At 62.3% G+C, this 25,076-nt stretch carries 30 protein-coding genes and 1 tRNA gene; 8 read left to right on the top strand and 23 right to left on the bottom strand.

The genetic code is table 11. The features are described from left to right. Positions 1-2 precede the first annotated feature (2 nt). The 4 genes from GJW30_RS08320 to GJW30_RS08305 are packed head-to-tail and all read right to left on the bottom strand — an operon-like array spanning position 3 to position 1,922. A complete protein-coding gene (locus GJW30_RS08320; RefSeq protein WP_096354108.1) occupies positions 3-299 on the bottom strand; it encodes a helix-turn-helix domain-containing protein in 297 nt (98 codons plus the stop codon). A gap of 2 nt (positions 300-301) precedes the next feature. Beyond that, positions 302-676 carry a type II toxin-antitoxin system RelE/ParE family toxin gene (locus GJW30_RS08315; protein WP_096354105.1) on the bottom strand — a complete coding sequence of 125 codons (375 nt, stop codon included), beginning with the start codon at positions 674-676 and terminating at the stop codon, positions 302-304. A gap of 30 nt (positions 677-706) precedes the next feature. Continuing rightward, the gene (gene tenA, locus GJW30_RS08310; protein ID WP_096354103.1) at positions 707-1,363 is read right to left on the bottom strand and encodes a thiaminase II; all 657 of its coding nucleotides are present in this window, start codon (positions 1,361-1,363) and stop codon (positions 707-709) included. 55 nt (positions 1,364-1,418) lie between these two features. Continuing rightward, positions 1,419-1,922 (bottom strand): hypothetical protein, encoded by a 504-nt coding sequence (locus tag GJW30_RS08305; RefSeq protein ID WP_130364809.1) that lies wholly within the window; start codon positions 1,920-1,922, stop codon positions 1,419-1,421. Between the two features lie 134 nt (positions 1,923-2,056). Between GJW30_RS08305 and GJW30_RS08300 the strand changes: the two genes are divergently transcribed. Continuing rightward, positions 2,057-3,202 (top strand): OpgC family protein, encoded by a 1,146-nt coding sequence (locus GJW30_RS08300; RefSeq protein WP_096354098.1) that lies wholly within the window; start codon positions 2,057-2,059, stop codon positions 3,200-3,202. 74 nt (positions 3,203-3,276) lie between these two features. Then, the gene (ypfJ, locus tag GJW30_RS08295; RefSeq protein WP_096354096.1) at positions 3,277-4,176 is read left to right on the top strand and encodes a KPN_02809 family neutral zinc metallopeptidase; all 900 of its coding nucleotides are present in this window, start codon (positions 3,277-3,279) and stop codon (positions 4,174-4,176) included. Here the strand turns inward: ypfJ and GJW30_RS08290 are convergent. The 3 genes from GJW30_RS08290 to GJW30_RS08280 form a co-directional block, all read right to left on the bottom strand. Further along, positions 4,173-4,388 carry a magnesium transporter CorA family protein gene (locus tag GJW30_RS08290; RefSeq protein WP_096354094.1) on the bottom strand — a complete coding sequence of 72 codons (216 nt, stop codon included), beginning with the start codon at positions 4,386-4,388 and terminating at the stop codon, positions 4,173-4,175. The two genes, ypfJ and GJW30_RS08290, sit on opposite strands and share 4 nt — an antisense overlap. Positions 4,389-4,648: 260 nt before the next feature. Continuing rightward, the gene (locus tag GJW30_RS08285; protein ID WP_096354091.1) at positions 4,649-5,881 is read right to left on the bottom strand and encodes an ABC transporter substrate-binding protein; all 1,233 of its coding nucleotides are present in this window, start codon (positions 5,879-5,881) and stop codon (positions 4,649-4,651) included. An 88-nt stretch (positions 5,882-5,969) separates the two neighbouring features. Next, positions 5,970-6,872: a LysR family transcriptional regulator gene (locus tag GJW30_RS08280; protein WP_096358729.1), complete on the bottom strand. Its 903-nt coding sequence runs from the start codon at positions 6,870-6,872 to the stop codon at positions 5,970-5,972. 104 nt (positions 6,873-6,976) lie between these two features. Here GJW30_RS08280 and atzF point away from each other — a divergent pair, with 104 nt between their 5' ends. The 5 genes from atzF (at position 6,977) to GJW30_RS08255 (ending at position 11,660) form a co-directional block, all read left to right on the top strand. Then, positions 6,977-8,809 (top strand): allophanate hydrolase, encoded by a 1,833-nt coding sequence (gene atzF / locus GJW30_RS08275; RefSeq protein WP_096354088.1) that lies wholly within the window; start codon positions 6,977-6,979, stop codon positions 8,807-8,809. A 26-nt stretch (positions 8,810-8,835) separates the two neighbouring features. Next, positions 8,836-9,789 carry an ABC transporter substrate-binding protein gene (locus GJW30_RS08270; RefSeq protein WP_096354085.1) on the top strand — a complete coding sequence of 318 codons (954 nt, stop codon included), beginning with the start codon at positions 8,836-8,838 and terminating at the stop codon, positions 9,787-9,789. 2 nt (positions 9,790-9,791) lie between these two features. After that, positions 9,792-10,664, top strand: a complete 873-nt coding sequence (locus GJW30_RS08265) for an ABC transporter permease (protein ID WP_430727116.1) — start codon at positions 9,792-9,794, stop codon at positions 10,662-10,664. After that, the gene (locus tag GJW30_RS08260) at positions 10,657-11,436 is read left to right on the top strand and encodes an ABC transporter ATP-binding protein (protein WP_096354079.1); all 780 of its coding nucleotides are present in this window, start codon (positions 10,657-10,659) and stop codon (positions 11,434-11,436) included. Before GJW30_RS08265 ends, GJW30_RS08260 begins: the two co-directional genes overlap by 8 nt. Before the next feature lie 147 nt (positions 11,437-11,583). Continuing rightward, positions 11,584-11,660, top strand: a tRNA-Arg gene (locus GJW30_RS08255). Positions 11,661-11,723: 63 nt separating this feature from the next. On the opposite strand, the gene GJW30_RS08250 is transcribed toward GJW30_RS08255, so the two are convergent. From GJW30_RS08250 to phnG, 10 genes are all read right to left on the bottom strand, one after another. Next, positions 11,724-12,002 carry a hypothetical protein gene (locus GJW30_RS08250; protein WP_130364807.1) on the bottom strand — a complete coding sequence of 93 codons (279 nt, stop codon included), beginning with the start codon at positions 12,000-12,002 and terminating at the stop codon, positions 11,724-11,726. 182 nt (positions 12,003-12,184) lie between these two features. Continuing rightward, a complete protein-coding gene (locus GJW30_RS08245; RefSeq protein WP_096354074.1) occupies positions 12,185-12,574 on the bottom strand; it encodes an NUDIX hydrolase in 390 nt (129 codons plus the stop codon). A 151-nt stretch (positions 12,575-12,725) separates the two neighbouring features. Next, positions 12,726-13,322 carry a phosphonate metabolism protein/1,5-bisphosphokinase (PRPP-forming) PhnN gene (phnN, locus tag GJW30_RS08240; protein WP_096354069.1) on the bottom strand — a complete coding sequence of 199 codons (597 nt, stop codon included), beginning with the start codon at positions 13,320-13,322 and terminating at the stop codon, positions 12,726-12,728. After that, positions 13,319-14,452, bottom strand: coding sequence for an alpha-D-ribose 1-methylphosphonate 5-triphosphate diphosphatase (locus GJW30_RS08235; protein ID WP_430727096.1), 1,134 nt, complete (start codon positions 14,450-14,452; stop codon positions 13,319-13,321). The genes phnN and GJW30_RS08235 overlap by 4 nt, the downstream gene beginning before the upstream one ends. A gap of 31 nt (positions 14,453-14,483) precedes the next feature. Further along, positions 14,484-15,191 (bottom strand): phosphonate C-P lyase system protein PhnL, encoded by a 708-nt coding sequence (gene phnL, locus GJW30_RS08230; RefSeq protein ID WP_096354063.1) that lies wholly within the window; start codon positions 15,189-15,191, stop codon positions 14,484-14,486. Next, a complete protein-coding gene (phnK, locus tag GJW30_RS08225; RefSeq protein WP_096354060.1) occupies positions 15,188-15,961 on the bottom strand; it encodes a phosphonate C-P lyase system protein PhnK in 774 nt (257 codons plus the stop codon). The genes phnL and phnK overlap by 4 nt, the downstream gene beginning before the upstream one ends. Beyond that, positions 15,958-16,860, bottom strand: a complete 903-nt coding sequence (locus tag GJW30_RS08220) for an alpha-D-ribose 1-methylphosphonate 5-phosphate C-P-lyase PhnJ (protein WP_165391618.1) — start codon at positions 16,858-16,860, stop codon at positions 15,958-15,960. Before GJW30_RS08220 ends, phnK begins: the two co-directional genes overlap by 4 nt. Beyond that, positions 16,857-17,960, bottom strand: a complete 1,104-nt coding sequence (locus GJW30_RS08215) for a carbon-phosphorus lyase complex subunit (protein ID WP_096354058.1) — start codon at positions 17,958-17,960, stop codon at positions 16,857-16,859. The genes GJW30_RS08220 and GJW30_RS08215 overlap by 4 nt, the downstream gene beginning before the upstream one ends. Before the next feature lies 1 nt (position 17,961). After that, complete coding sequence (phnH, locus tag GJW30_RS08210; protein WP_096354055.1) at positions 17,962-18,561, bottom strand: phosphonate C-P lyase system protein PhnH; 600 nt, start codon at positions 18,559-18,561, stop codon at positions 17,962-17,964. Next, entirely contained in the window at positions 18,561-18,968 is a 408-nt protein-coding gene (phnG, locus tag GJW30_RS08205) for a phosphonate C-P lyase system protein PhnG (protein ID WP_430727095.1), read from the bottom strand. The genes phnH and phnG overlap by 1 nt, the downstream gene beginning before the upstream one ends. 119 nt (positions 18,969-19,087) lie before the next feature. On the opposite strand from phnG, the gene phnF reads away from it, so the two are divergent. Beyond that, positions 19,088-19,840: a phosphonate metabolism transcriptional regulator PhnF gene (gene phnF / locus GJW30_RS08200; RefSeq protein WP_096354050.1), complete on the top strand. Its 753-nt coding sequence runs from the start codon at positions 19,088-19,090 to the stop codon at positions 19,838-19,840. Here phnF and phnE (GJW30_RS08195) read toward each other — a convergent pair. The 6 genes from phnE (GJW30_RS08195) to GJW30_RS08170 form a co-directional block, all read right to left on the bottom strand. Further along, complete coding sequence (phnE, locus tag GJW30_RS08195) at positions 19,837-20,709, bottom strand: phosphonate ABC transporter, permease protein PhnE (RefSeq protein ID WP_096354047.1); 873 nt, start codon at positions 20,707-20,709, stop codon at positions 19,837-19,839. The genes phnF and phnE (GJW30_RS08195) overlap by 4 nt on opposite strands. Then, complete coding sequence (phnE, locus tag GJW30_RS08190; protein WP_096354045.1) at positions 20,706-21,590, bottom strand: phosphonate ABC transporter, permease protein PhnE; 885 nt, start codon at positions 21,588-21,590, stop codon at positions 20,706-20,708. The genes phnE (GJW30_RS08195) and phnE (GJW30_RS08190) overlap by 4 nt, the downstream gene beginning before the upstream one ends. Before the next feature lie 22 nt (positions 21,591-21,612). After that, positions 21,613-22,524, bottom strand: a complete 912-nt coding sequence (gene phnD / locus GJW30_RS08185; protein WP_096354043.1) for a phosphonate ABC transporter substrate-binding protein — start codon at positions 22,522-22,524, stop codon at positions 21,613-21,615. Between the two features lie 29 nt (positions 22,525-22,553). Then, positions 22,554-23,375, bottom strand: coding sequence for a phosphonate ABC transporter ATP-binding protein (phnC, locus tag GJW30_RS08180; RefSeq protein WP_096354040.1), 822 nt, complete (start codon positions 23,373-23,375; stop codon positions 22,554-22,556). 117 nt (positions 23,376-23,492) lie between these two features. Next, entirely contained in the window at positions 23,493-24,056 is a 564-nt protein-coding gene (locus GJW30_RS08175) for a DUF1045 domain-containing protein (protein WP_245408691.1), read from the bottom strand. A 163-nt stretch (positions 24,057-24,219) separates the two neighbouring features. Further along, positions 24,220-25,065, bottom strand: coding sequence for a metallophosphoesterase family protein (locus tag GJW30_RS08170; protein WP_096354035.1), 846 nt, complete (start codon positions 25,063-25,065; stop codon positions 24,220-24,222). Positions 25,066-25,076 lie beyond the last annotated feature (11 nt).

Here is a 25,076-nt window from a genome sequence, read left to right as displayed (position 1 = left end):
CATCACGAACTCGCGGCCAACGCCCGATCGACGGCCGCGGGTTCTTTCTCGATGACGATCAGCAATGTCCGCGCTGCAGCTTCCGGCGTGCGGCGCTGTTGCTCCCAATCGCGGACGGCAGCGGCCGAGAAGCCGTAGCGCTTCGCGAACATATCCTGAGACAATCCTGATCGCTTGCGGATAGCCGCCACGTCGATCGATGAAGGCGGCACGAATTCGCGCGGAGGCTTTACTTTGCCGCGCGCGATGGCTCGCGCTTCTTTCGCGCTGCGGATCAATCGTTCGCCGAGTTTGCTCATTGTTATTTTCTCCTCGTCAGGCCGCGAGGTCGTTCTGCTCGCCCTTCGCGATAGTCTTTGGCTAGGCAGGTAAGCTCGACTGCTAGAGCGTTTCGCTCGGCTTTCGACAAGTTGGCTCGCTCGCCTTTGTCGATCAGCGCCAAGAGAAACAACGGAACGTCGTCGCCGGCGAAATAATGGATCGTCCTGTAGCCTCCGCTCTTCCCCTTACCCTTTCCGGCAAAACGCACCTTTCGCGCTCCGCCAGTGCCGGAGATGATGTCACCCGCCAGCGGATTGGAGGCGAGCCAAACAACGATTTCGGAGATCTCGGCTTCCGTTAGTCCTGCACGCGCAGCGTCACTCTCAAAAACTGATGTTGTAACGACGCCGTGCATCGATCTTATATACGGCAATGCCGTATATAGTCAATCTTTCGCGTCCAACCCCATCTGCCAAAAGTCGGCTTCGAGGCGGGAGGCGGCGGCGAACAGAGATGCGAGTTCGTCGAAGCGGTTTGCGGGCATGAAGCGGCGGGCGAGATCGTCGAGATAGGCGCGCGCATTCGCGGCGATCTCTTGATACGCGTCGCCGCCATACTCACCGATCCACTCGGCGTAAGGATGATCCGGCGAGATCTTTGGCAGCAGCGTCCGCCCGATTTCCGCGTAACCGATCACGCAGGGCGAGAGTGCGACGTTGAGTTCGAGGAGATCGCCGGCGGCGCCACGATCGAGCACGAAGCGCGTATAGGCCACCGTCGCGGCGTGTTCGGGCGTTGCTTCGAGTTCCTGCGCGGAGATGCCCCAACGCGCGCAGAGGCGCACGTGCAAGTCCATCTCGACATCGAGGATTGCGGACACCGCAGACTGCGCCTTGCGCATGTCGGCGAGCGTGCGGCTCTTGTAGATCGCGAGCGCGTTGGCGCGGGCGAACTGAATCAGAAAGAGATAATCCTGGACGAGATATTCTCGGAACGCCGGCTGCGGAAGCGTGCCGTCAGCCATCTGTCGAACGAATGCATGATCGACATAGCTGTCCCAATCGGCGCGCGCCGCAGTCTTGAAGCGTTCGAAGATATCCATATCGCGTTCCCGCAAAGTCGCGGGACCAAATCACGCTTCGTGAGACGCCGCAAATCTAGCGGCGCGCGATCATGAATTCGGCGACGTAGGCTGCGAGACCGCCATACAGCGTGTGACCAATCGTGCTCATGATGGTGAGCTGGCCGCCCCACGCCCACAGCATGAACGGCAGGCCGGCGAGCACCGCAAAGAGGCCGAGCGCGATGAAGGTCGTGAACGCGCCCCAGATCCACCCGTCGACGTTGCGGCCGACCGAGACGCCATTGCGCGTCAGCAGGAAATAGCCGAGCGGGTAGCCGATGACGCCCGTGAAATAGTGCAATGACTTGGCGATCTCGGTCGACGGCTCCCAGCCGATCTGACGCTGAAACAGCGCCTTGATCAGCGTCGGCGGTTCGAGCGGACCGCCCGCGACATACGGCGTCGGAACATTGGCCCAGATTTCCCAAAGGCAGAGGCCCGCTAGCCCGCCGATGGCAAGCGCCCAGAGTTCCCACGCGGTCGGGATCGCGATGCCGATAATGCGTGGCCGATCGGTGACGAGGCTGCTAGCGGTCATGCGGAAGCCCTCCAAGCGTGACGTTGATGGCTCTTCGGCGGGCGGAGCTGCGACGTTACGCGGGGGGCGAAATAATTCGGCCACGGCCGGTAACGTTCCGGCCGCTGATGCGTAGAGCTTAGACAGGAGGACGTATGCAGCCTGTCAAACGCCCGCGCGATAAGCGCCTCGACGTGTTTCGTGGACTCTGCATGCTCATCATCTTCATCGCGCACACGCCGGCCAATCCTTGGCTGGCCTGGATTCCGGCCCGCTTCGGCTTCTCGTCCGCGACGGAACTTTTCGTTTTCGGTTCGGGCTTTGCGAGCGCGGTAGCGTTCGGCGGGACTTTCACGCGCTCCGGATTTTGGAACGGCACGTTGCGGATCGCCTATCGCATCTGGCAGCTTTACTGGGCGCATATCGCGCTGTTCGTCGTGCTCGCCGGCATCTCGGTGCTCATCGCGCCGGAAGGCAGTCACGCCGCGCAAGCGATCAGCTATCTCATGTCCGCGCCGGGCGCGGCCGTCGCGGGGCTCGTGACGCTGACCTTCGTGCCGGCACTGCTCGACATTTTGCCGCTCTACATCGTCGTGCTGGCGTTGGTACCCGTGATGATGGCGGCGCGCCGCCTTCATCCGGTGGCGCCGTTCGCGCTGTCGGCAGCGCTTTACGCGGCGACGTTCCTCTTCGGCCTTGCAATGCCGGGCCACAGCAACAACGGCGGCCCGTGGTTCTTCAATCCGTTCGCGTGGCAGCTTCTGTTCTTCATGGGTTATGCTATCGGCCTCGGCTGGTGGACGCCGCCCGCGCTCAACAAGCGTTGGCTTGTTTGGCTCGCGGCCGTGATCGTGATCGTGTCGGTGCCGTTCAATTTCTGGGCTTTCACGGACGCCTTCCCGGCGCTGATCGATTGGCAGGCCCGCGCGCTACCGCTCAATACGTGGACGAATGTGCATCCGGTACGGATCATCCATTTTCTCGCACTCGCGTATCTGACGCTGTCGCTACTCGACAAAGCGCGCTGGCTTCTCGATACGCAGCCCGCGAAAGTGCTGACGCTGGTCGGCACGCAATCGCTGCCGGCGTTTCTCGCCTGCACGGCACTCGCCTGGATCGCCGGTATCGCGCTCGACCTTTGGGGCACCGGGTACCTTGTCGTCGCGCTGGTCAATCTCGCGGGGCTTGGCGGTGTCGTTGCTGCGGCTGCGATCGCGAAAGTGTTCAAATCCGAGCCTTGGACGAAGGCGAAGGATGTTCCTTCGCCCGCGCCGCGCGTGACAGCGCCCGCACCGATGTGATTACCTAGGCGTGACGGGTTCGCGGCCGCTCCGCCGCATAAGCAAAAAGCCCGGTTCATGCTGGAGGCAAGCCGGTGCGTTGGGAAGATTTTCGACGAAGCGAGAATGTCGAAGACCGCCGTGGTGAGCCCGGTGGTGGGCCACGCATTCCGGGCGGCCGCAGCGGCCTCGGCATCGGAACAATTCTCATCCTCGGCCTGATCGGCTGGGCGCTCGGTATCGACCCGCGCGTCCTCATCGGCGGGGCCGAGATCTTTACGCAAAACCGGCCGAGCCAGACGCAGCAAGCGCCGACGCAGCAAACGCGGCGCGGCGCCCCGAACGACGAGATGGGCAAATTCGTCTCGGGGGTTCTCGGCGACACCGAGGATCGCTGGAAGGATATCTTCCAACAGGCCGGGCGTTCGTACAAAGCGCCGGGCCTCGTGATGTATGACGGCGCGACACGCTCGGCCTGCGGCGGCGCGAATTCGCAGATGGGTCCGTTCTACTGCCCGAACGATCAGAAAGTTTATCTCGACACGGATTTCTTCACCGAGCTCGAGAAACGTTTCCGCGGCTGCTCCGGCAAGGCGTGCCAGTTCTCCGCCGCGTATGTGATCGCGCACGAGATCGGACATCACGTGCAGATGCAGCTCGGCATTCTGCCGAAGGTGCAACAGCTCCAGCAGCAGCTCGACGAATCGGAATCGAACAAGCTTCAGGTGATGGTGGAACTGCAGGCGGATTGCTTCGCCGGCGTCTGGGCGAATCAAGCGCAGAAAAAACTGAACTTCATCGAGCCCGGCGATGTCGAAGCCGCGTTGCAAACCGCGAGCGCGATCGGCGACGACGCGATGCAACGAAAGATGCAGGGACGCGTCGTGCCCGACTCATTCACGCACGGTTCGTCCGAGCAACGCATGCGCTGGTTCAAGACCGGCCTGACGAGCGGCAAGGTCTCGGAATGCAATACGTTCCAGGGGCGAATTTAGACGCGGCTCAGTGCAGCGCTGAAAGCGGCCTGCAGCATCTCGCGACAAGCTTCGGCTTGCTCGCGCGCGGCCGGCACAGTGATGTGCCGGGCGATGTCGGCAAGATCGCGTAACGCGAAATCGACGGCCGAAAGAAGGTCGAGATCGACATACTCATGCGTCTCGACGGCGACGGCAGCAACGGGACGACGGAACTCAAGAACCTGGCACATAACACGCTCACGGCACGCGGGAGGGAACGAATCACATGCGTGAGTGTGGCGGTGAGCCGTCAGGAACCGGTTAACACGATCGCGATCGCGTCATCCTCCACTCATACCCGTCCCCGATCGCGTCGAGGATAAACTCCCGCGAGTATCCAGTCCGCGACCGGCAGGTCGCGAAACTTAAGAAGTTCTTACGCGCGCAGATGCGCGCTGGCTGGACTCCCGCTTTCGCGGGAGTGAGCGGAGTATGAGGAATCGTTCGTGGACTACTTTTTCACCATCGGGCAATTACCCTCGGCGAGCGGGCGCACGGCCTGCTCGGACGGCACGGTCTCGATGACCTTGTAATAGTCCCACGGGCCTTTCGATTCGGCCGGCGTCTTCACCTGGAAGAGATACATCTTGTGCACGTGGCGGCCGTCTTCGCGCACGAAGCCTTCGCCGAAGATCGGATCGTTCGACTTCATCTCTTTCATTTTCGCAATAACCTGCGCGCCGTCAGACGTATTCGCGGCAGCGGCGGCGCGGAGATAATGAATCGTGCCGGCATAGACGCCCGCTTGAATCATCGTCGGCCGCTTTCCGTTCATCATCGCGGAAAAACGATTGGCGAATTTGCGCGTGTCGTCGTTCAGATCCCAGTAGAACGCGGCGGAAAGGTAGAGACCCTTCGCGACGCTGAGGCCGAGCGCGTGAACGTCGGTCTCCTGCAATAGCAACGCGGCGAGCTCTTGGCCGCCGGCCTGCAGACCGAACTCCGCAGCCTGCTTGATCGAGTTGGTCGTGTCGCCGCCCGCGTTAGCGAAGGCGACGACCTTTGCCTTGCTCGCCTGCGCCTGCAGCAGGAACGACGAGTAGTCGACCGACGCGGAGGCCGGCGGATGACGCACCGCGCCGAGCACCTTGCCGCCGGGTGCCGCCTTGATGACGTCGGCGGCATCTTTTTCCAGCGAGTGGCCGAACGCGTAGTCGGCCGTGATGAAGAACCACGTATCCTTTTTGCTCTTGAGCAAAGCGAGCGCGGTGACGTGCGAGAGCGACCACGTGTCGTAGGTGAACTGCACGGTGTTCGGCGAACACTTTTCGCCCGACAGCAAAGACGTGCCGGGGCCGGACGCGATCAACGCGCCTTTCGAACCGCGCACGATTTCATTGACGGCGAGTGCGACCGACGAGAACGGCACGTCGAGGATCGCGTCGACCTTCTCGACTTCGATCCAGCGGCGCGCAATGCCGCCGCCGATGTCCGGCTTGTTTTGATGATCGGCCTGTACCAGCTCGACCGCGATATCCGGACGCTCGGCTTTGAAATCTTCGATCGCGAGTTTCGCTGACGTGACCGAACCCATGCCGGTCGGGTCTGCCGCGAAACCGCTGAGGTCGGTGAGGACGCCGACCTTGAGGGTCTTCAGCGGCTGCTGCGCCAGCGCCGCGCCGGTCAACGAAAGAGAGAGACACAAGACCGCGCCCGCAACGGAGGCGCGTGCAGAACTCAACATCAAACCACTCCCGAATTTTTTTGTTCTTGTTGGGCGGGCATTTTGCACGGCGCATAGCGCGGAGGACAAGCCCGCCGACGCAGTGCTGTTATTCGCTGGCGTAGCGCGAGGTCAACGTACGGCCGATCTGGTCGACGAACTTGGATGCCGCCACCGACAGCCTGCGTCCGTGAAGCTGGCCGAGCACCACCTGCGCATGCGGTAAGTCGCGGCCGTCGATCTCAACGGCGACCAGGTCCGGGCTGTCGTGCGGAATACCGGCGCGGATCTGGAACGAGATAACCTCTTCGCGCACGGCGTAGCTGCGCAGCACCTCAAAGGAATCCGACTCGATCGCGATGCGCATCGGGATCGATGCTTTCACGATCGCACCTTGCAACAGATGGCGAATGGCGAGCCCGGCCCCCGGCATTGCGATGCTGTATTGCAGGCAATCGCGCAAACGCACGGTCTTGCGTTTCGCGAGGGGATGACCCGGCCCCATCAGCGCGCAGAGCGGCTGCGCGAGGATTTGCAGCGGCTGCAATTCGGGCGCGGGCGGCGGCTGCAGAACGACCGCAAGATCGGCCTCGAACGACGTCAGCGCTTCGACCGCGAAAGTGTGATCGCGCACCAGCACGGTGAACGACACAAGCGGGTGCTGCGCGCGATAGGCTTCGATTTCGTTCGGAATCAGCTCGTGCGCGAAAGCCTGGCTGCAGGCGATCGCGACGTGGCCACGACGGACGCCGGAGAGATCGGCGATCTGCGAACGCAGGCGATCGAAATCGGCAAGCTGATCGCGGATATGCCGTAGCAGGAGTTCGCCGGCCGAATTGAGCCGCATCCCCTGTGGCAACCGCTCGAACACCGTCGTCCCGATCTCCTGTTCGAAGTCCTGGATCTTTCGGGTGAGGGCTGACGGCGTGATCGCCAGCCGCTCGGCGCTGCGGCGGATCGACCCGCTCTCGGCGACGTCGCGAATGGCTTCCAGCACTTTCATGTGCCGCATGGCGCCTGTTTCCTTTTTGGCAACAGCCTGGTCAAAAAACAGCAATAGACGTCAACAGGCATACGTCTAGCATTGGTTGCAATCAAGCAAGACGGACGGATGGCGTGACCGAACCTCTCATTTTTGCGGACATCCCGGCACGGGTCGCGGCCTACGAGGCTGGACGCGATGCGCGGGCCGATCTCGAGGCTCTTTACGACCGGTTGGAGACCGGAGCGGCGTTTCCGGCCTTGCTCGCGCTGGTGCCGCGTGAACGTGCGCTAAAACTTCTGGCGATCGCAGCCGCTCGACGCCACAACGGCGAAAAACTCCTACTTTTCGGCATTCCGTTCGCGGTCAAAGACAACATCGACGTCGCCGGCGTCGCGACGACGGCCGCCTGCCCGGCTTTCGCGTTCCAGCCGGATGCCGATGCGACGGTCGTCGCCCGGTTGATCGCAGCCGGCGCGATCCCGGTCGCCAAGGCGAATCTCGACCAATTTGCCACCGGATTGAGCGGTTGCCGCTCGCCTTATGGGCTGTCGAGCAGTGTCTTCAGTGACGCACACATCTCGGGCGGCTCCAGCTCCGGCTCCGCGGTCGCAGTCGCCAGCGGCCTGATACCGTTCGCGCTCGGCACCGACACGGCCGGCTCCGGCCGCGTGCCCGCGATGTTCAACAATCTGGTCGGCCTCAAGCCGACGCGCGGGCTGCTCAGCAACACCGGCATGGTGCCGGCTTGTCGCACGCTCGATTGCGTCTCGATCTTCGCTGCCAGCGTCGCGGACGCGCAGCTCGTCGCATCGGTCGCGGCGGGTTTCGATGCGGCCGACGCGTATTCGCGCAAAGCGCCGGACGATCTTTGGGCACGAGATGTACCGCCCGCTCTGCGCTTCGGTGTCGTCGGCGCGGACGTATTGTCGCGCTGCTCGCCGGACGTGCTCGGCGCGTATGCGCGCAGCATCACGAAACTCGAAGCGCTCGGCGGCACGCCTGTGCTGGTCAACTACACGCCGTTCGAGGACGCAGCGCGCCTTCTCTACAACGGCCCTTGGGTGGCCGAGCGTCTTGCGGCTATCAAGGACTTTGCCGCGCGCGATGCCGAAGCCATTCATCCGGTCGTGCGCGAGATCGTGCTCGGCGGCGAGAGTTTCGACGCAGTCGACGCCTTCGAGGGTCAGTATCGCTTGGCGGCTCTCACGCGTGCGGTCGCGCATGTGTGGGACAAGGTCGACGTGCTGCTGGTGCCGACCGCGCCGGAGCATCCGACCATCGAGGCGATGCTCGCCGACCCGATCGGCGCCAATTCGCGGCTCGGCCTCTTCACGAATTTCGTCAACCTGATGGATCTGGCCGCGCTCGCGGTGCCGGCGGGATTTGCCAACGGAATGCCGGTCGGCGTCACGCTGGTCGGCCGTGCGTTCAGTGACGGTATGCTGGCGCGCCTCGGCGATGCGCTGCATCGCGCGGACGCAAACGCAATGCTTGCCGCGACTGACGTTCCACTAGCTGCCGCCGCCGCCGTCGCGCCCGCGCGCAGCAACGAGATTGTCCTCGCGGTCGTCGGAGCACACCTGCGTGGTCAGCCGCTCAATCATCAGCTGACATCGCGCAACGCGCGCTTCTTGAGCGCCGCGCAGACCGACGCGGGCTATAGCCTCTACGCGCTTTCCGGCACGACGCCGGCAAAGCCTGGCCTCGCCCGCGACGGCGGCGCCGGCCGCATCGAACTCGAACTCTGGGCGCTGTCGCCTGCCGCATTTGGTTCTTTCGTCGCGGAAATTCCGCCGCCGCTCGGCATCGGCACGTTGACGCTAGCCGACGGAACCACCGTCAAAGGCTTCCTCTGCGAAGCCCATGCACTCGCAAATGCCCAAGACATCACGGCTTTCGGGGGGTGGCGCGCGTATCTCGCCGCCGGAAGCAAGACTGAAAAATTGCCCGAACAAGCTGCCTGAACAACACGCCAAACAAGGAGAGCGTCATGTTGCATCGTCGCCATTTTCTCGCCGCCAGTGCTGCTGCAGCCGTCACGCTGCAGGCTCCGTTCGTCCGCGCTCAATCGACGACCACGATCCGCATGGGCGCGCTGAAGCTCATCCATTCCATCGCGCCACACTTCTACGAGAAGTTCACGCCGGATGGTTACAAGGTCGAGGTCGTGCCGTTCGAGAGTCCGACCGAAGGCAAGAACGCGGTCGTCACCAAGTCGGTCGACTTCGGCATGTTCGGTATCGCGGCTGCGCTACTTGGCGCTGCCGCCAACGAGCCGATCGTCGTCATCGCATCGGCCTGCAATAAGGGCATGGCGGTCGTCGCCGGCAAGGATAGCCCGGTTGCCTCGATCAAGGATCTCAAGGGCAAGCGTGTCGCGATCTGGCCGGGCTCGACGCAGGAAGTCTTCATCCTCGAGCGCCTGCGCATGGAAGGCATGTCGATCAAGGACATCACGCCGGTGCGCATCTCGTTCAGCGAAATGCATCTCGCACTCGCGCGCGGCGACGTCGACGCCTACGTCGGCGCGGAGCCGGGCCCGGGTGTCAGCCTCGCGAGCGGCATCGGCAAGATCGTCGAATATCCTTACGGCACCGCGATGGGTTCGCTCAACATGGTGTTCGGCGCGCATCGCGAGACGCTGGCGCAGAAGCCTGACATCACGAAGGTGATCCTCGGCATCCACCGCAAGGCGTCCGACTTCGCGATGGCAAACCGTGCCGAGATGGTCGCGATGGCGGTCTCGAAGCTCGGCCAGAAGAAAGAAGCGATCGAGCAGTCGGCACCGAACGTCGATCTCACCTGGAAGTTCGGCGACACCGAGATCGGCCAAGCCAAGACCTATGCGCAGCACATGCTCGAGCTCAAGCAGATCAAGCAGCTGCCCGACTTCGCGGCCTTCTTCGACACACGCTTCGTCGACGAAATTGCGCGGCAAGCATGACGATGCTCATCGACAACAGTCACGCGCCTGCGGCGATCTCCACCGCAGCCGCGGACCCGCCGGCAGCTGAGCCAGCGCGCAAAGCGGCGTTCAGCTGGTCACGGCTGCAGGGACCCGTTCTCGCCGTTACGTTGCCGATCCTCATTCTCATCGCGTGGCACGTGATGACGACGGGACGAGCCTACAGCCTGATCCCGCCGCCGCTCGATGTTGCGAAAGCGCTCTACGATCTCGCTTTCGGCGGCATCAACGACGATGCGTTTAGCTCAACGCTGATGACGCACGTCTTCGCCTCGGTCAGCCGCGTGTATGGCGGGTTTGCGCTCGCACTCATCGTCGCATTGCCGCTCGGGCTGATGATCGGACGCGTGCCGCTCGTGCGTCAGATGCTCGATCCGATGCTGCAGATTTTGCGGCCGATCCCGGTCACGGCGTGGCTGCCGCTCGCGATGATCCTGTTCGGCATCGGGCCGAAGTCGGCCTTCTTTCTCGTCTTCCTCGGCGCGTTCTACCCCATCCTTATCAACACGGTATTCGGTGTGCGCTCGGTCGAGCCGCGTCTCTTCGAAGCGGCCAGCATGCTCGGCTGCCAAGGTTCAATGCAGTTCGCCAAGGTCGTGCTGCCGGCATCCCTGCCCGCGATCTTCACGGGTCTTCGTCTCGGCCTCGGCTTCGCGTGGGTCGTCATCGTCATCGGCGAGATGACCGGCGTGCCGACCGGCCTCGGCGCGATGATCATGGAAGCGCGGCAGCTCTCGCGCACCGAAATCGTCATCTGCGGCATGGTCGCGATCGGCATCGCGGGTTTCATCTCGGACCGCATCGTCATGCTGATCGGCCGCCGCCTCCTCGCTTGGAGCCCCAACCATGTCTAAGCCCACGGTCCCCATTCTCTCGCTGAAGAATGTCGGCAAGAGCTTCACGGTCAACGGCGGCAAGATCGAAGCCTTGCGCGGCGCGAACCTCGAAGTCGAACGCGGCGAGTTCGTCTGCCTCATCGGCGCATCGGGCTGCGGAAAGTCGACGTTGCTCCGCATCGTCGCGGGCTTCGAGGAAGCAACCTCCGGCGAGGCGTTGATGTGGGGCATGCCCATCCAAGGCCCGTCGCCGAGCCGCGGCATGGTGTTCCAAGACTACGGCCTGTTCCCGTGGCTGACGGTGCGCGGCAACATCGGCTTCGGTCCCGCCTCGCGCGGGCGCGCGAAATCAGAAGTGAAGCAGACGGTCGATCACTATATCGAGCTCGTCGGCCTGCAGAAATTCGCCGATGTCTACCCGCATCAGCTTTCCGGCGGCATGAAGCAGCGCGTCGCCATCGCGCGCGTGCTCGCGAATGACGCGGAAGTCGTGCTGATGGACGAGCCGTTCGGCGCACTCGATGCGATGACGCGCGAACGCCTGCAGGACGAGTTGCTCGAGCTTTGGGAGCGCACGAAGCTCACGGTGCTGTTCGTCACGCATTCGATCGAGGAAGCGATTTTCCTCTCCAACCGCTGCATCGTAATGTCACCCGGCCCCGGCCGCATCGATAGCGACATTGCAATCGACCTGCCGCGCCCACGCGACGTTTCCGCGCCCGACTTCAACGAGTTCCGCCGCATGCTGTCCGGCATGCTGCACAGCCATCACGGCCGATTGGCGGCTTAGCCGCCCGGCCACAGAACGTCGCTGGACGCGACGCGAGATCGCACCAGCTTCAGAGGGGACGGCGGCGTTTGACCCGAAACGGTCGGACGCCGTTGTCTTTTGGCGGCCGTTGCGGCGGCACGCTCTATCGGCTATTCAGGCGGCCACGCACCCGTAGCTCAGCTGGATAGAGCGTTGCCCTCCGAAGGCAAAGGTCACAGGTTCGACTCCTGTCGGGTGCGCCACTAGACGCAGTTCAGGCGCGATCGTGAGACGATCGAGTAATGGGGACGCCGAAGTGCGTGACGCTATTCGACGAGCATGCCGTCGCGGCGTAAAAGCCGCTCGACGACTTCGGTAGCTTCGCGGAGCAAGTCACCATCCGGCAAGACGATGCCGAGCTTCAGCATCTGGATGCACTCGTGGAAGTGGTCGTCGGTGATGCCGGCCGTCGCGCGCGTCTCGCGCAGATACACCGCGGCTTCACCGACTTCGCGCAGTCGCTTTCGACCGCCGTCAATCAGCTTCACGACCAAAATCCAGTCGAGCGGTACGCGGCTAGTTTCAAGGTCGGGTTCAAGCTGCATTTCATCCCCACGGCGCAGCTTCAACTGTCTACGCGTCAGGGTGTTCCGTCTGAGAAAAGGCGCGTAAGGCGGGCGACGCCGACGTCTAAGCGCGTTGAAGGCACCATCACGCGATCACGCGCATCGAAGGACCATTTCTCAACCCAGCCGGGGTAGAAGCGGATTTGCTCGGGAGCGATGCGCTAAAGCGCCTTGGCGGCCTGCCGCATGATCGCCCTCAAGCCCTTCTGGTCGACCTTGCGCGTCGCCTTCAGGATGGGGAGCCACTTTTGCTTCCGCTCACCCTGCTCGAGCCATCGCTTGAGCTCCTTCTTCACCTTGAGCGCGTAGACGACGACGCGATCTTTCCCGCCTGCATCCTTGAAGCTTCCGAGCGAGCGCTTCTGAATCGAGCCTTCGACGCCGGCCTCTTCGCGCGCTTCCCGCGCGGCGACACGATGGGCCGACATCCGTTTTTCCGGACGACCCTTAGGAATGATCCAACGTCCGCTGTCTCGGCTCGTAATGAGCAGAATTTCGGACGCTCCCTTTTTGGTGCGTCTGAAAGGAAGAGCAGCATAACGCTTTCCCATAGTCTTAGCCGCATCCTTCGTTAAAGCGCTTCGACGAATGATTCGCTTGGCGCGATGTCAACTATGCCAGAGCATCTTGCGATGTCATTCAACAACATGACTTATCCCGGCTGGCGAAACGTACATCGTTGGGTTGAGACTGGCCAAGCGCTCACCGCGAGTAGGCGGCTGCGGTTGCGCCCAGCGCGGGCTGCCGCAATTCGTCCAAAAGCTGCACCAATGATCTCGCGGCCTGATCGGGCGTCGTCTCGTTTTCGATGACTGCGTCTGGCTCGAAGTCGACGCTCACGAGTGTTTCGCGCGATAGTCTCGCTGCAAGCTCATCCGGATTTTCTCGGCCTCGCGCCGCAAGGCGCTCGGCGCGTGTTGCCGCATTGGCCGTGATCAAAATCACAAAGCAATTCCGATATCGCTCGCGCGCGTCCTTAACGATGCCGCGCGATACGTTCGAGACGACGTTGCGTCCGGCCCCGATCTCATCATCCATCGACCTCGGAAGCCCGTAGGACAATCCGTGTGCGCGCCACACGAAGCTGAGGCCGCCGAGTTGCTGCACGCGCTCGAAGTCGTCGCTGGTGACGTATTGAGTCGCTTCTGTCACATCGGAGCGACGCGTCACGATCCGGACCGGGAAATGGAAGCTCTCGCGATCGAGCGTCTCGCGCGCGATGTTGAGCACCGTGTCTTTGCCCGCGCCGCTGGGGCCGACAATAAGCACAAGATATCCCGGTCCGATCTTCTCAATCATGCGACGCGGCGCCCGCCGTTCAGCACGGAGCGAACGACCGGAACCCCGCTTCCGACGTTGACGCGAATGATGTCCGCACGTTTGCCGCGCGCGATTTCGCCGCGATCCGCGAAGCCGACCGCCTCAGCCGGCGCGCTCGTCACGGTGCGGATCGCAGCCGCAAGATCGATCGACGGCGCAACCTGCGGCAATCGCAACGCTGCGTCGAGCAAACTCGACGGAACGTAGTCGGACGACAGCACGTCGAGGAAGCCAGCTTGCGCGAGTTCCGCCGCCGCGACGTTGCCGGAATGCGAACCTCCCCGCACGATATTCGGCGCGCCCATCATCACCTTGATGCCGGCGCGGTGAGAGGCTTCTGCGGCTTCCATCGTCGTCGGGAATTCCGCGACCGCGACTTTGTCCTGCACCGACTCGTCGACGTGTTCTAGGGTCGTATCGTCATGACTTGCGAGCGGTACGCTGTGCTGATGCGCGAGTCCGACCAGTGCACGTCGATTAGCTGCCGCGTATTTCTCGTGCAGATCGCGCCGCACAGAGAAGACGTGATCGAGTTCGTCGTCGGTGACGCCGCCGCGCTTGCCTCGGTAATAAGCGCGAAGCTTTTCGGCGTCGCGGAACTGACGCTGGCCCGGCGTGTGATCCATCAAGGAAACGAGACGCACTTCGGTCTTGCCGATGAGTTCGGCGCATTGATCGACGACCGATGCTGTCGGAATCTCGCAGCGCAAATGAAGATAGTGATTGGAGCGCAGCAGTTTCGCGTCTTGAGCGCGCTCGATGGCGGCCTGCAGTTTCTTGGCGTCTCCATCGACCCCCTCCAACTCCTCGCTCCACACACGCAACGAATCCAGAACGGTGGTGACGCCGGCCGTCGCAAGCTGCGCGTCGTAGGAAATAACGGCAGACAGCGGGTCCCACATAACCTTCGGACGTGGCTGATAGTGCGCTTCGAGATGATCCGTGTGCAGCTCGATCAATCCCGGCATCACGAGATCGCCCGCGCAATCTTCTCCAGCACGCGGCGCGGTGCCTTCGCCGAAATCGGCAATGATCCCGTCCGCGATGGTCAACCATCCGTTGTCGATCACGCGATCGGCCAGAACGACACGCGCGTTGGATAAAGTCATCTCTCGTAGCTGCAACATCATACGGCCCCTCTCATGCGGCCTTCTTGCCAAATTCGGCGACGTTCACGACGCGCGTCGCGACGGCATCGCGCACGTCCTCGTCGTGAAAAATTCCAATAATGGCGACGCCCGCCGCCTTCTTGGCTTCGATCAATTCGACCACGACGGCCCGGTTGGTTGCGTCCAACGATGCGGTCGGCTCGTCGAGAAGGAGCACAGGCAGGTCCGATATCAAGCCGCGCGCGATGTTGACGCGCTGCTGCTCACCACCCGAAAAGGTAGCCGGAGGCAGCTCCCAGAGGCGCTCCGGAACGTTGAGACGGTGCAACAAGTCTCTTGCGCGCGAGTCCGCCAGTTCAGGAGCGGTGCCGCTTTCGCGCGCGACCGCCGCGACGATGTCGCGCGCGCCGACGCGCGGTATGACGCGGAGGAATTGGCTGACATAGCCCATGACGCTGCGGCGCAAGCCGAGAATGCGGCGCGGCTCGGCATCGGCCACGTTGACGAGCTCGTCGCCATCTCGCACGCGAATCGTGCCGGTATCGCAGCGGTAGTTGCCGTAGATCATCTTGAGGATCGACGATTTCCCAGCGCCGGACGGACCTCCGAGCACAAGGCATTCGCCCGGCTCGGCCGAAAACGTGACGCCGGACACAACTTCGAGCTTGGTGCCGCCGCGAAGATGCAACGTGAACGTCTTGCCGACATTCGTCAGATCGATGAGCGCATTTGTCGTCATGCTGCGATCACCGACGACACGAGGAGTTGCGAATATGGTTCGCGCGGATCGTCGAGGACCTGGTCGGTCAATCCGCTCTCGATGACACGGCCTTGCCGCATCACCATCATGCGATGCGACAACAGCCGCGCGACTGCGAGATCGTGCGTGACGATGACGACGGCGAGCCCCAGTTCGCTGACCAAACCGCGCAGAAGATCGAGCAATCGGGCCTGCACCGACACATCGAGCCCCGACGTCGGTTCGTCCATGAAGACGAGGCGCGGCCGGCTGACGAGGTTGCGCGCGATTTGAAGCCGCTGCCGCATGCCGCCGGAGAACTGACGCGGCGTATCGTCGATGCGGTCGAGTTCGATCTCGACGCGGCCGAGCCAATCGCCGGAGGTGCGCCGGATGTTGCCATAGTGACGGGCACCAACGGCCATCAAGCGCTCGCCGACGTTGCCGCCGGCGGAGACGCCCATGCGGAGCCCCTGCGTCGCATCCTGCCGGATGAAGCCCCAGTCGGTGCGCAGCAGAAGACGCCGCTCCGCTTCGCCGAGCGCGAACAGATCGCGCAGCGTGCCGTCGCGCATGCGGTAATCGACGCGGCCGGCGTCCGGCTCGAGCTCGCTCGCGAGGAGGCTCAGCAATGTCGATTTGCCGGAGCCGGACTCGCCGACGACAGCGAGCACCTCGCCCTCATGGAGATCCAAGCTGACATCGGCGCAGCCGAGCCGAGCGCCGTAAAATTTCGTCAGGCCGCGCGCGGACAGCAAAGGTGTCGTCATGCGGCCGTCTCCGTCTTCGCGTCGTAATACGGCGCATCGCCCGCGAGGGTTCCGCGATGACCCTCGGCCTTGCGGCCCTCGCAGAAGTCGGTGTCCGAACAGACGAACATGCGGCCGCCGCGATCGTCGAGCACCACCTCGTCGAGATAACTCCCCTCGGCGCCACACAACGCGCATGGCTCTTTCCACGTCTGAATGCGGAAGGGATGATCCTCGAAGTCGAGACTGCGGACGCGCGTGTGCGGCGGGATCGCATAGATGCGCTTCTCGCGTCCGGCGCCGAACAGCTGCAGTGCCGGACAATCGTCGAGCTTTGGATTGTCGAATTTCGGGATCGGCGACGGGTCCATCACGTAGCGGCCGGCGACCTCGACCGGGTACGCGTAGGTCGTCGCGATGTGGCCGTGGCGGGCGATATCCTCATACAGTTTCACGTGCATTAGGCCGTATTCTGCGAGCGCATGGAGCTTGCGCGTCTCCGTCTCACGCGGCTCGAGGAAGCGAAGCGGCTCAGGGATCGGCACCTGATAGACAAGCACCTGATGCGGACCGAGCGATGCTTCCGGCACGCGGTGACGAGTCTGGATAACGGTCGCGTCGCGTGTCGCCGTCGTCGTCTCGACACCCGCCGTCTTCTGAAAGAATTTGCGGATGGACACGGCATTGGTCGTGTCGTCGGAGCCTTGATCGATAACCTTGAGTTTGTCGTCGGGACCAAGGATCGCTGCCGTAACTTGAACGCCTCCCGTGCCCCAACCATACGGCATCGGCATTTCGCGCGACGCGAACGGCACTTGATAGCCTGGTATCGCAATCGCCTTGAGGATGGCCCGGCGGATCATCCGCTTCGTCTGCTCGTCGAGATAGGCGAAGTTGTAGCCTTGCTGATGCAGCGTCATTCCGCGGCCTCGCGATATTGGCCGCCGGCTTTTTGCGCTGCGTGCTCGGCACGCATGCGGCGTACGAGTTCGAGTTCGGCCTGGAAATCGACGTAATGCGGAAGCTTCAAGTGCTCGACGAAGCCCGTGGCTTGCACGTTGTCGGAGTGCGACAAGACAAACTCTTCGTCCTGCGCAGGTGCGACACGTTCTTCACCAAGCTCGCCTGCCCTCAGCGCGCGATCGACCAGCGACATCGCCATCGCCTTGCGTTCGCTTTGACCAAAGACGAGCCCATAGCCGCGCGTGAACTGCGGTGGCGCTTCGGCCGAGCCTTTGAACTGGTTTACCATCTGGCACTCGGTGACCTGCACGCTGCCGAGCGGCACCGCAAAGCCTAGTTCCTCCGGCACGAATTCCAAATCGACCTCTCCGACGCGGACTTCACCGACGAAGGGATGCGAGCGCCCATATCCACGCTGCGTCGAGTAACCGAGGCTGAGCAGAAAACCTTCGTCGCCGCGCGCGAGCGCCTGCAGGCGTAGATCGCGGTCAGCCGGGAATGTCAGCGGGTCGCGCGTGAGATCGCCGACCGGCGCCGCATCGTTGGCGGCGTTGCGTTCGATCAAGTCCTCGCCGCCGAGCAGGTCGGTGACGCGCGGCATTGCTTCGCCGGTGTTCTTGCTCTCGCTTGGGGCCTCCGGCTCGGCACCGGTTGCGGCGAGCGCGAAGTCGAGCAAGCGGTGCGTATAGTCGAAGGTCGGGCCGAGAACCTGACCACCCGGAATATCTTTGAACGTCGCCGAGATGCGGCGTTCGACGTCCATCTTGCCGGTGTCGACGGGCTGCGATGCGCCGAAGCGCGGCAGCGTGGTGCGAAATGCGCGCACCAGAAAGATCGCTTCGATCAGATCGCCGCGCGCTTGTTTGATCGCGAGCGCAGCCAAACCACGATCGTAGAGCGAGCCTTCCGCCATCACGCGATCGACCGCGAGCGCGAGCTGTTGCTCGATTTGCGCTGTGGATAGCTCGGGGACTGATGCGTCTCCGCGGCGCTTATGCGCAAGCAGCTGATGCGCATTTTCGATCGCGCGTTCGCCACCTTTGACCGCCACATACATGTCAGGCCCTCCGAACGATCTTGGTCGTGCGCGACAGCGCCGCGACGCTGCCGGGTGCCGCAAGGATTAGGTCGACGCCACGCGGAAACAGCGCGTTGTTTTCGGTCCACTGCTCGGCAAAATCATCGGGAAGCGGGCCTGCACGCAGTTCGGTCTCGCCTGCAATGCCGGGGCCGCTCAAAATCCATGCGGCGCCTTGCCCAAGCGCACCGACCGGAAGAACGATCGTCGTCGAGCGATCCGGAAACGCCGGGGTGCCGAAGGCAAATTGATCGAGCGGCGGCAGACGATCGGCGGCTGACACAAGCGCGAATGCGGATTCGCTCGGGTTATCGACGATCGGCGCTCCGGTGTGGAAACGGAGAAACTCCGCTACTGCCTTGGTCTCCCGCAGCGGCTGATCGAGCCACACCGGCGCATCTTGATCGGCGAGCGCCAAAGCGACGGCAGCAAGCGTTGGCGTCAAAGGAAATGGTGCCGCAAGGTTCGTCTGCAGGCTTTGAACTGATCCAGGGCGCGCCAGCGCATTCATCACGGCGCGAAAAACGCGCTGCGACTCGATGACCGGATCGGCAAAGCCCTTGTGTGCCGCGATGTTCATCAATCTTCCCCACGCACCATGGTGAAGAAATTGACCCGTGTCGCAGCCGTCCGGCGCGCACGCGCATCGCCTTCCGTCGCCAAGCGGTGCGCAATCGGCGCAATCGCGTTTTCTACAGCATCGCGATGCGACGGTGACTGCCAGAGAGCGTCGATCGTCGCGGCCGCGCGCGCCTTCGCGCTATCTCGGCCTAGGTGATAAGCGAAACCTGAAATGCCCTCGCACGTCACGGCGGCACGCGTCACGGTCGTTTCGCCGACGTTGAAAGCTGCGCCATCACCGCCGATGCGCCCACGCGCCATGACCAACCCGGTTTCGGGTGCGCGCATATCGTCGGCCAACGGAGCATTGCAGAGCGTGAGCGCTGCCATCAGCTCCGCCATCTCGGCGTGAGCGCAGAGCCGCATTACATCGCGCCTGCGGGAAGTTTCGTCACTAGAAATGACCATGTTGGCTATCTTGCGTCTTGGTTCCTCGGTTGTCTAGTGATATAGACAACCAAAATGAACCTTGCGTGACAGCAGCGATGAATTCACAGACCGGCAACAAGACATCGCTGACACACCGCGACGGCATCTCGGCGTGGCGAAAAATAGCCGACGGGATCGAGGCCGATATCGATAACGGGCGACTGGTCGCAGGGGAGCAGCTCCCGCCGGAAACCAAATTGGCCGAACGCTTCGGCGTAAACCGGCACACGGTTCGGCGCGCTATCGCGGTGCTATCGTCGCGTGGCGTGCTCCGTGCGACCCAAGGGCGCGGCACTTTCGTCGAAGCAAGAACACTCGCTTACCCGATCGGGGCTCGCGCGCGATTTACCGAATCGGTCGCTTCCGCCGGACGCGAACCTTCAAGCGAGTTGGTCGATGTCCGCGAGATCACCGCGGACGCAAAAACCGCAAAGCAACTTGCCGTCAAAACCGGATCGCCTCTGCTCGAACTGCGGACTCTGCGGCGCGCGGACGGCGCGCCTATCGCGGCCGGCACCGTCATGCTGCCGCTGCCGCGCTTCACCGGCTTCGACAAGCATTTCCGGAAAACGGGCTCGCTCACGCGTGCGCTGCGCGCCTGCGGCGTTTCGGATTATCGGCGAAAGGAAACGCGCATTGCGGCGCGCACGGCCGGCAACGAAGAGGCCCGCCTGCTCGAAATGGTGCCAGGGCGTACAGTGCTGACCACCGACGGCATCAATGTGGACGCTGACAATGTGCCGGTGCTGGTCGTGCGATCGGCATTCGCAGCCGACCGAATCGAGTTGACGGTGATCGACGAGGTTTAGTGCGCGTCTTGCGGCACCGGCCCGACGATGGCGCGGCGAATACGTCCCGAAACGGCGTCGATCACCGCGACAGTCACTAAGATCAAGCAGATGATGAACGATACCGATGGCCATTCGAGCGTGCGGATCATCTCCGAGAGATGCAGCCCGATGCCGCCGGCGCCGACGATACCGATGATCGTCGACGATCGCGTGTTGGATTCAAAATAATAGAGAATCTGTCCGGCGATCACCGGCAAGACTTGCGGCAAAACGCCAAATCGCACCTGCTGTAGATGCGAGCCGCCGGACGAGGTCACACCTTCAACCGGCTTGTTGTCTGCCGCTTCGATGGCTTCCGAGAACAGTTTTCCGAAAGCGCCGATGTCGCTCGACATGATGGCTAAGACGCCGGCAAACGGACCCAAGCCTACAACGTTGATCCAGATGAGCGCCCAAATCAGAGCATCGACACCGCGCACACTGTCGAGCATGCGGCGCGACATGAACTGAACGACGCGATTGATTGTCGTGTTGCGCGCCGCCAGGAAGCCGAGCGGAAACGCCAGAATAGCGGCCAGCAGCGTGCCCAGAAAAGCGATCGCGACCGTCTCGGCCAAAGCGTGGAGAAAGAGCCACGCGCGCGGCCATGATCCGGGGCTTGGCGGGAACATCAGCGGCACGAAGCTGCCCAGATTGCCAATACCGTTGATGATGCGCGTTAGCGAGAACTCGAAACGATAAAGTGCAAATGCGAACAGACCGATCATCGCGGCGACGATTGCAATGGCGATGACCCGCTCGCGTGGAACGGCAAACTCCGCCGTGTGGCGCGTGCGAAGACCATTCATATCGGCGAGGGCGACAGCGCGCAGCGAGGTCCGGCTCATGTTTGCCCCCCTGCTCCGAGCAGACGATGGCGGAGGCGCTCCGTCACGAGATCGATGATCATGACGGTGCCGATGATCAGCAGCAGAATGGCCGAAACGTCCGAGTAGTAGAATTTTCGGATGGCCTCGATCAGATCTTGTCCGATCCCACCGGCGCCGACAAAGCCCATGACGGCTGCGCCACGCACGTTGATCTCAAAGCGCAGCAGAGTGTAGCTCGCGAAATTCGAGATCACTTGCGGGACAACCGCAAACCCGATCATCTCGGGCCAGGAACCGCCGCTCGAGACGGCGCCTTCGACCGGCTTCATGTCGATATTTTCGACGACTTCCGAATAGAGCTTACCCAAAGCGCCTGCCGTGTGGATCGCGATGGCAAGCACGCCTGGAATCGGGCCGAGGCCGAATGCTATGACGAAGATCAGCGCGAAGACGATCTCCGGAACGGTGCGGCAGAATTCAAGGAAGCGCTTAACCGCGTTGCGGATCCACCAATTCGGCATCAAGTTCGAAGAAGCCGCGAAACAAAGAAGAAAGCCGCCGAGCGCGCCGACAATAGTGCCGACATAGGCGATCAACATCGTGTCGAGCAGCAAAAGCGACCACTTCTTGAGGCCCCAGAACCACTCGGCGATGTCTGTCCAAACACGCGCGCCGGTGTCGAGCGTCGCGAGCCGGTCGAAGTAGCTGAAAAACGCGCCGATATGCGTCACGAATTTCGTGAGATTGACTTCGGCGATCCACCCTGACGCGATCGCCGCGATCACGATCGCCGCGCCGAACATCAACGTGTTGAGCCGCTTCGCACGCATTTCGCTGGCGTATGCGCCGGAGAGCGCCGCGAGACGCTCTGCCGGTAGTGCTTTCAGGCTTGTGGCCATGGCGCGTCAGCCGCGCGTCGTTTTACGAACCGCTCTTCTTGCGCAGCGTGTCGACGAACTTAATGAGTTCGATCACGGGCTTGTAAGCCTCGACATCGACCGGGACGAGCGGGCCTTGCTTGCCCTCATAAATCTTGTCGAATGCAGCCTTGTCACGCGTGTGCACGTTGTAGACTGCGTCACGGATGGACTTCTTGAGATCGGCCGGCAGGGCCGCAAGATAAGCGATCGGCGAGTTTACGATCTGCTCGGATTTGAAGATCATGCGGAAATCTTCCGCCTTCACCATCTTCTTGCGGTCCATGCGCAGAAGATTCGACTCCTGCTCATCGTTCCACCAGTTGAAGGCGGCGTCGCATGTGCCCTGCTGCACGCCGATCACCGCGTTCTCGTGGCTGCCGGCGTAAACGACTTTGCCGAAAAACTTATCCGGATCGATACCGAGCTTGTTCATCGCAAAGCGCGGAACGTTGTTGCCGGAGGTCGAATTCGGATCGACGAGGCAGAGGTTCTTGCCCTTCAGATCTTCGATTTTCTGGTACGACGCATCCTTCTTCACCCACAGTACCGAGTGGTAGCCCTTCGAGCCGTCGATACCGGTCTCGATGGCGAACGGCTCAACTTTGACGCCGGCCGTGACAGCGCGCGCGAAAGAAGCCGGACCATACGATGCGATGTGGATGCTGCCGGAGCGCTGCCCTTCGATGATCGCCGCATAGTCGTTGGCGATGCGCAGCGATACCTTGATACCAAGTTCCTTGCTGAGATAGTTGACGAAAGGCGTGTAACGCTCGGTCACGCCGGACGCATTCTCGGCCGGAATGATCGCGAAGACGAGTTCCGGATACTTCGCCTTCCAATCCTGCGCGAAGGCGGACGTGGTCAGAAACGAAAGTCCCGCAAGCGATGCGAGAACGAGGCGGCGGTTGAACATGGATCGATCCTTCTAGATCTACGTCTGAGTTAGTGAGCGGCGAGCACTGGCGGCGTGGCTGCTTGCGCGGCGACGACAGCTGCCGGCATCTCTTCCGGCATGTCGATGACATCGCCGGCCTCAAGGCCGTAGAGCTGGCGCGCGACATCTTCCGTAAGGTCGAATGGGCCACCGTCGAACACGACACGGCCCTGGCTCATGCCGATCAATCGGCCGCAATAAGCGCGGGCGAGATCGAGCGAATGCAGATTGCAGAACACCGTGATGCCGTAGTCGCGATTGATGCGCGAGAGCGAGTCCATCACCAGCTTGGTGTTGCGGGGATCGAGCGACGCAATCGGCTCGTCGGCAAGAATGATTTCCGGCTCTTGGACGAGGGCGCGAGCGATTGCGACGCGCTGCTGTTGACCGCCGGAAAGCTGGTCCGCGCGCTGCGCCGCAAAGCTGCCCATGTCGAACTGCTCGAGAGCGGTCAATGCAATGGCGATGTCTTCGTCCGACCAAAGACGCATCAATGACCGGTGCGTCGGAACCTTATTCAGTCGCCCCATCAACACGTTAGTCAGAACGTCGAGGCGGCCGACGAGATTGAATTGTTGGAAAATCATCGCACACCGCGCCCGCCACTCGCGGAGTTCTTTTCCGCGAAGAGCCGAAACGTCGACGTCATCGAGCGCGATACGCCCCGACGTCGGATCGATCAAGCGATTGATCATACGCAGCAATGTCGACTTGCCGGCGCCGGAGCGACCGATGACGCCGATGAAAGAGCCGCGCTCGATCGAAAGTTCGACGCCTTCAACGGCCGACTTCGCGCCGAAGCGGCGCGACACGCCTTCGAGGACCAGCATGACGATCTCCCAGTGTTAGCTCTTGGCTAACCACGGCAACTAACAGCTGTGTGACAGTGGGGAGGGCTGCGGCACCAAGCCTGAGGAAAAGTGCGGCAGACGCCGCTGAAATTTTCTTCAGTCGATCAAAGCGATCCGCTCGATCACGTGAAAGCGAGCGTCCGAGGCATCTTGACGCAGCAGAGTCACGGCATCGAGCATGACGGGTTCATGACCGATGACCTCGTATCTAACCGACAGTTCACGTTGCCATGCCTCGCGGATGTCACGCGGCAATGATCCGGTCAGCGTCATGTGGAAACGAAACTCGTCGAACACGTAAGGATAGCCCCACCGATCGAGCAGCGCGGTCTGTCGCGCCGACATGCCGTTGCCGATACGTTTAGCGCGCTCTTCCGTGCTCATCTGTACGCGGAACTGATCGAAAGTCGCGACGCATTCCGCTGCAAAAATTTGTAACGCTACGGAAGATGTACGCGGCGTCAGCGCAACAAAACCACCGATGAGCGTGACATCAAGTTTTCCGATGTCGACAGCCGGACGTGTCGACGCGAACCGGCGTAGCGCCTCTTGCAGTTCGGCTTGCGTGCGGCCAACGTCCAACCGCATTGGCGCTTTCAACGTCGCATGGAACCCGTAGCGTCTGGGGTCTTGCGTTGCTGTCGCGGCGGCTTCGGTCAAAGCGAACCGGCGCTCGGGGACGTAAGCGTCGTAACCGAGTACGTTCGCACCGAATTCCGCCAGCGCGGAGTTCTGCCGTGGAGTGAAGTAGATCGCGTACCGGCTCAAGGACATGATCCATCTCTAGAGCCACGCAAGGCCAAAGGCGAGTCGCTCGAACCTGTTAGAACACCGCGCCGCGCGACCTCTCCGAGAAAGAAGCGAGCGGTGCCATCCACTTCGACTTGCTGCGCTTCCACGGCAACGTGACGGCGAACGGCTCGAGGCCGAGCACAGACCAACGCAGAATGTCGCCGTCGATTTCGAGAACCGCCGAACATTCCGACGCAGCGCCGCTGATGAAAGCTTCGGTCAGCGACTGCAGAGTGATGTGCGGTGTGCCGTCGACCACCGTAAGCGTGTTCCAGTGCACGTGCCCCGCGATGGCGACGACAGGGCAAGGGGCCGCGGCGAGAACGCTGCGGATCGCATCACTTTCCGCATAGGTCGCGTGTCCGGGATTGTTCTCGAAGTAATAGTTTCCAGATTGGCTTGTACGGGCGAGCGGGACATGGCTGACAAGCAGTGTAGGCCGATCGTCATCCAGAAGTGCGCTGAGTGCCGCGAGATCACCGTCGGCCAGATGAAACCCGCGCTGCGGCGACAGGGAGACGTCGGGCTGCCAGAAGGCGATGCGAACGTTGCCTATCTCCGCAACGCGATCGCGGCTCGGTGCATCCAGCAGCCTCTCGTTCTCTTCGAGCGATAACAAAGCCCGATCGTGATTGCCCGACACATGATGGCGCGGAACGCGCAGACGTTTGAATTGCTCTACGACAGCCATCTGCAACACGCGGTCCTGCTCGGGATTCACGTCCGAGATCCGATCGCCGAGGTCGATTACCGCATCGTGTTCGTCCGCCCTATCCACGAAACGGCTCAGCAGCGGCAAGGCCGCGCTGCCCTTCTTCGTCGGCGTGTCGCGGCCGTGGTGGACGTCCGCCACCACGGCGATACGCGTCTTCGTCATTCCGGCCTCCG

The sequence above is a fragment of the Variibacter gotjawalensis genome (assembly GCF_002355335.1).
GTDB classification, from domain to species: domain Bacteria; phylum Pseudomonadota; class Alphaproteobacteria; order Rhizobiales; family Xanthobacteraceae; genus Variibacter; species Variibacter gotjawalensis.
Note: the sequence above shows the minus strand (reverse complement) of the source record. Positions and strands in the feature narration are given on the sequence as shown.

What these genes read in the sequence shown, in the direction of transcription:
- GJW30_RS08235 (WP_430727096.1), bottom strand. Translation starts at nt 14,452, where the DNA reads ATGACTTTATCCAACGCGCGTGTCGTTCTGGCCGATCGCGTGATCGAC.
- phnN (WP_096354069.1), bottom strand. Translation starts at nt 13,322, where the DNA reads ATGATTGAGAAGATCGGACCGGGATATCTTGTGCTTATTGTCGGCCCC.
- tenA (WP_096354103.1), bottom strand. Translation starts at nt 1,363, where the DNA reads ATGGATATCTTCGAACGCTTCAAGACTGCGGCGCGCGCCGATTGGGAC.
- phnL (WP_096354063.1), bottom strand. Translation starts at nt 15,191, where the DNA reads ATGACGACAAATGCGCTCATCGATCTGACGAATGTCGGCAAGACGTTC.
- GJW30_RS08300 (WP_096354098.1), top strand. Translation starts at nt 2,057, where the DNA reads ATGCAGCCTGTCAAACGCCCGCGCGATAAGCGCCTCGACGTGTTTCGT.
- GJW30_RS08290 (WP_096354094.1), bottom strand. Translation starts at nt 4,388, where the DNA reads ATGTGCCAGGTTCTTGAGTTCCGTCGTCCCGTTGCTGCCGTCGCCGTC.
- GJW30_RS08220 (WP_165391618.1), bottom strand. Translation starts at nt 16,860, where the DNA reads ATGACGCTGCATCAGCAAGGCTACAACTTCGCCTATCTCGACGAGCAG.
- phnF (WP_096354050.1), top strand. Translation starts at nt 19,088, where the DNA reads ATGAATTCACAGACCGGCAACAAGACATCGCTGACACACCGCGACGGC.
- phnD (WP_096354043.1), bottom strand. Translation starts at nt 22,524, where the DNA reads ATGTTCAACCGCCGCCTCGTTCTCGCATCGCTTGCGGGACTTTCGTTT.
- GJW30_RS08285 (WP_096354091.1), bottom strand. Translation starts at nt 5,881, where the DNA reads ATGTTGAGTTCTGCACGCGCCTCCGTTGCGGGCGCGGTCTTGTGTCTC.
- GJW30_RS08320 (WP_096354108.1), bottom strand. Translation starts at nt 299, where the DNA reads ATGAGCAAACTCGGCGAACGATTGATCCGCAGCGCGAAAGAAGCGCGA.
- phnE (WP_096354045.1), bottom strand. Translation starts at nt 21,590, where the DNA reads ATGGCCACAAGCCTGAAAGCACTACCGGCAGAGCGTCTCGCGGCGCTC.
- phnG (WP_430727095.1), bottom strand. Translation starts at nt 18,968, where the DNA reads ATGCGGCTCTGCGCTCACGCCGAGATGGCGGAGCTGATGGCAGCGCTC.
- GJW30_RS08305 (WP_130364809.1), bottom strand. Translation starts at nt 1,922, where the DNA reads ATGACCGCTAGCAGCCTCGTCACCGATCGGCCACGCATTATCGGCATC.
- GJW30_RS08280 (WP_096358729.1), bottom strand. Translation starts at nt 6,872, where the DNA reads ATGCGGCACATGAAAGTGCTGGAAGCCATTCGCGACGTCGCCGAGAGC.
- phnK (WP_096354060.1), bottom strand. Translation starts at nt 15,961, where the DNA reads ATGACGACACCTTTGCTGTCCGCGCGCGGCCTGACGAAATTTTACGGC.
- GJW30_RS08245 (WP_096354074.1), bottom strand. Translation starts at nt 12,574, where the DNA reads ATGGGAAAGCGTTATGCTGCTCTTCCTTTCAGACGCACCAAAAAGGGA.
- phnC (WP_096354040.1), bottom strand. Translation starts at nt 23,375, where the DNA reads ATGCTGGTCCTCGAAGGCGTGTCGCGCCGCTTCGGCGCGAAGTCGGCC.
- GJW30_RS08265 (WP_430727116.1), top strand. Translation starts at nt 9,792, where the DNA reads ATGCTCATCGACAACAGTCACGCGCCTGCGGCGATCTCCACCGCAGCC.
- GJW30_RS08270 (WP_096354085.1), top strand. Translation starts at nt 8,836, where the DNA reads ATGTTGCATCGTCGCCATTTTCTCGCCGCCAGTGCTGCTGCAGCCGTC.
- GJW30_RS08315 (WP_096354105.1), bottom strand. Translation starts at nt 676, where the DNA reads ATGCACGGCGTCGTTACAACATCAGTTTTTGAGAGTGACGCTGCGCGT.
- GJW30_RS08260 (WP_096354079.1), top strand. Translation starts at nt 10,657, where the DNA reads ATGTCTAAGCCCACGGTCCCCATTCTCTCGCTGAAGAATGTCGGCAAG.
- phnE (WP_096354047.1), bottom strand. Translation starts at nt 20,709, where the DNA reads ATGAGCCGGACCTCGCTGCGCGCTGTCGCCCTCGCCGATATGAATGGT.
- GJW30_RS08170 (WP_096354035.1), bottom strand. Translation starts at nt 25,065, where the DNA reads ATGACGAAGACGCGTATCGCCGTGGTGGCGGACGTCCACCACGGCCGC.
- GJW30_RS08215 (WP_096354058.1), bottom strand. Translation starts at nt 17,960, where the DNA reads ATGTATGTGGCGGTCAAAGGTGGCGAACGCGCGATCGAAAATGCGCAT.
- GJW30_RS08250 (WP_130364807.1), bottom strand. Translation starts at nt 12,002, where the DNA reads ATGCAGCTTGAACCCGACCTTGAAACTAGCCGCGTACCGCTCGACTGG.
- phnH (WP_096354055.1), bottom strand. Translation starts at nt 18,561, where the DNA reads ATGAACATCGCGGCACACAAGGGCTTTGCCGATCCGGTCATCGAGTCG.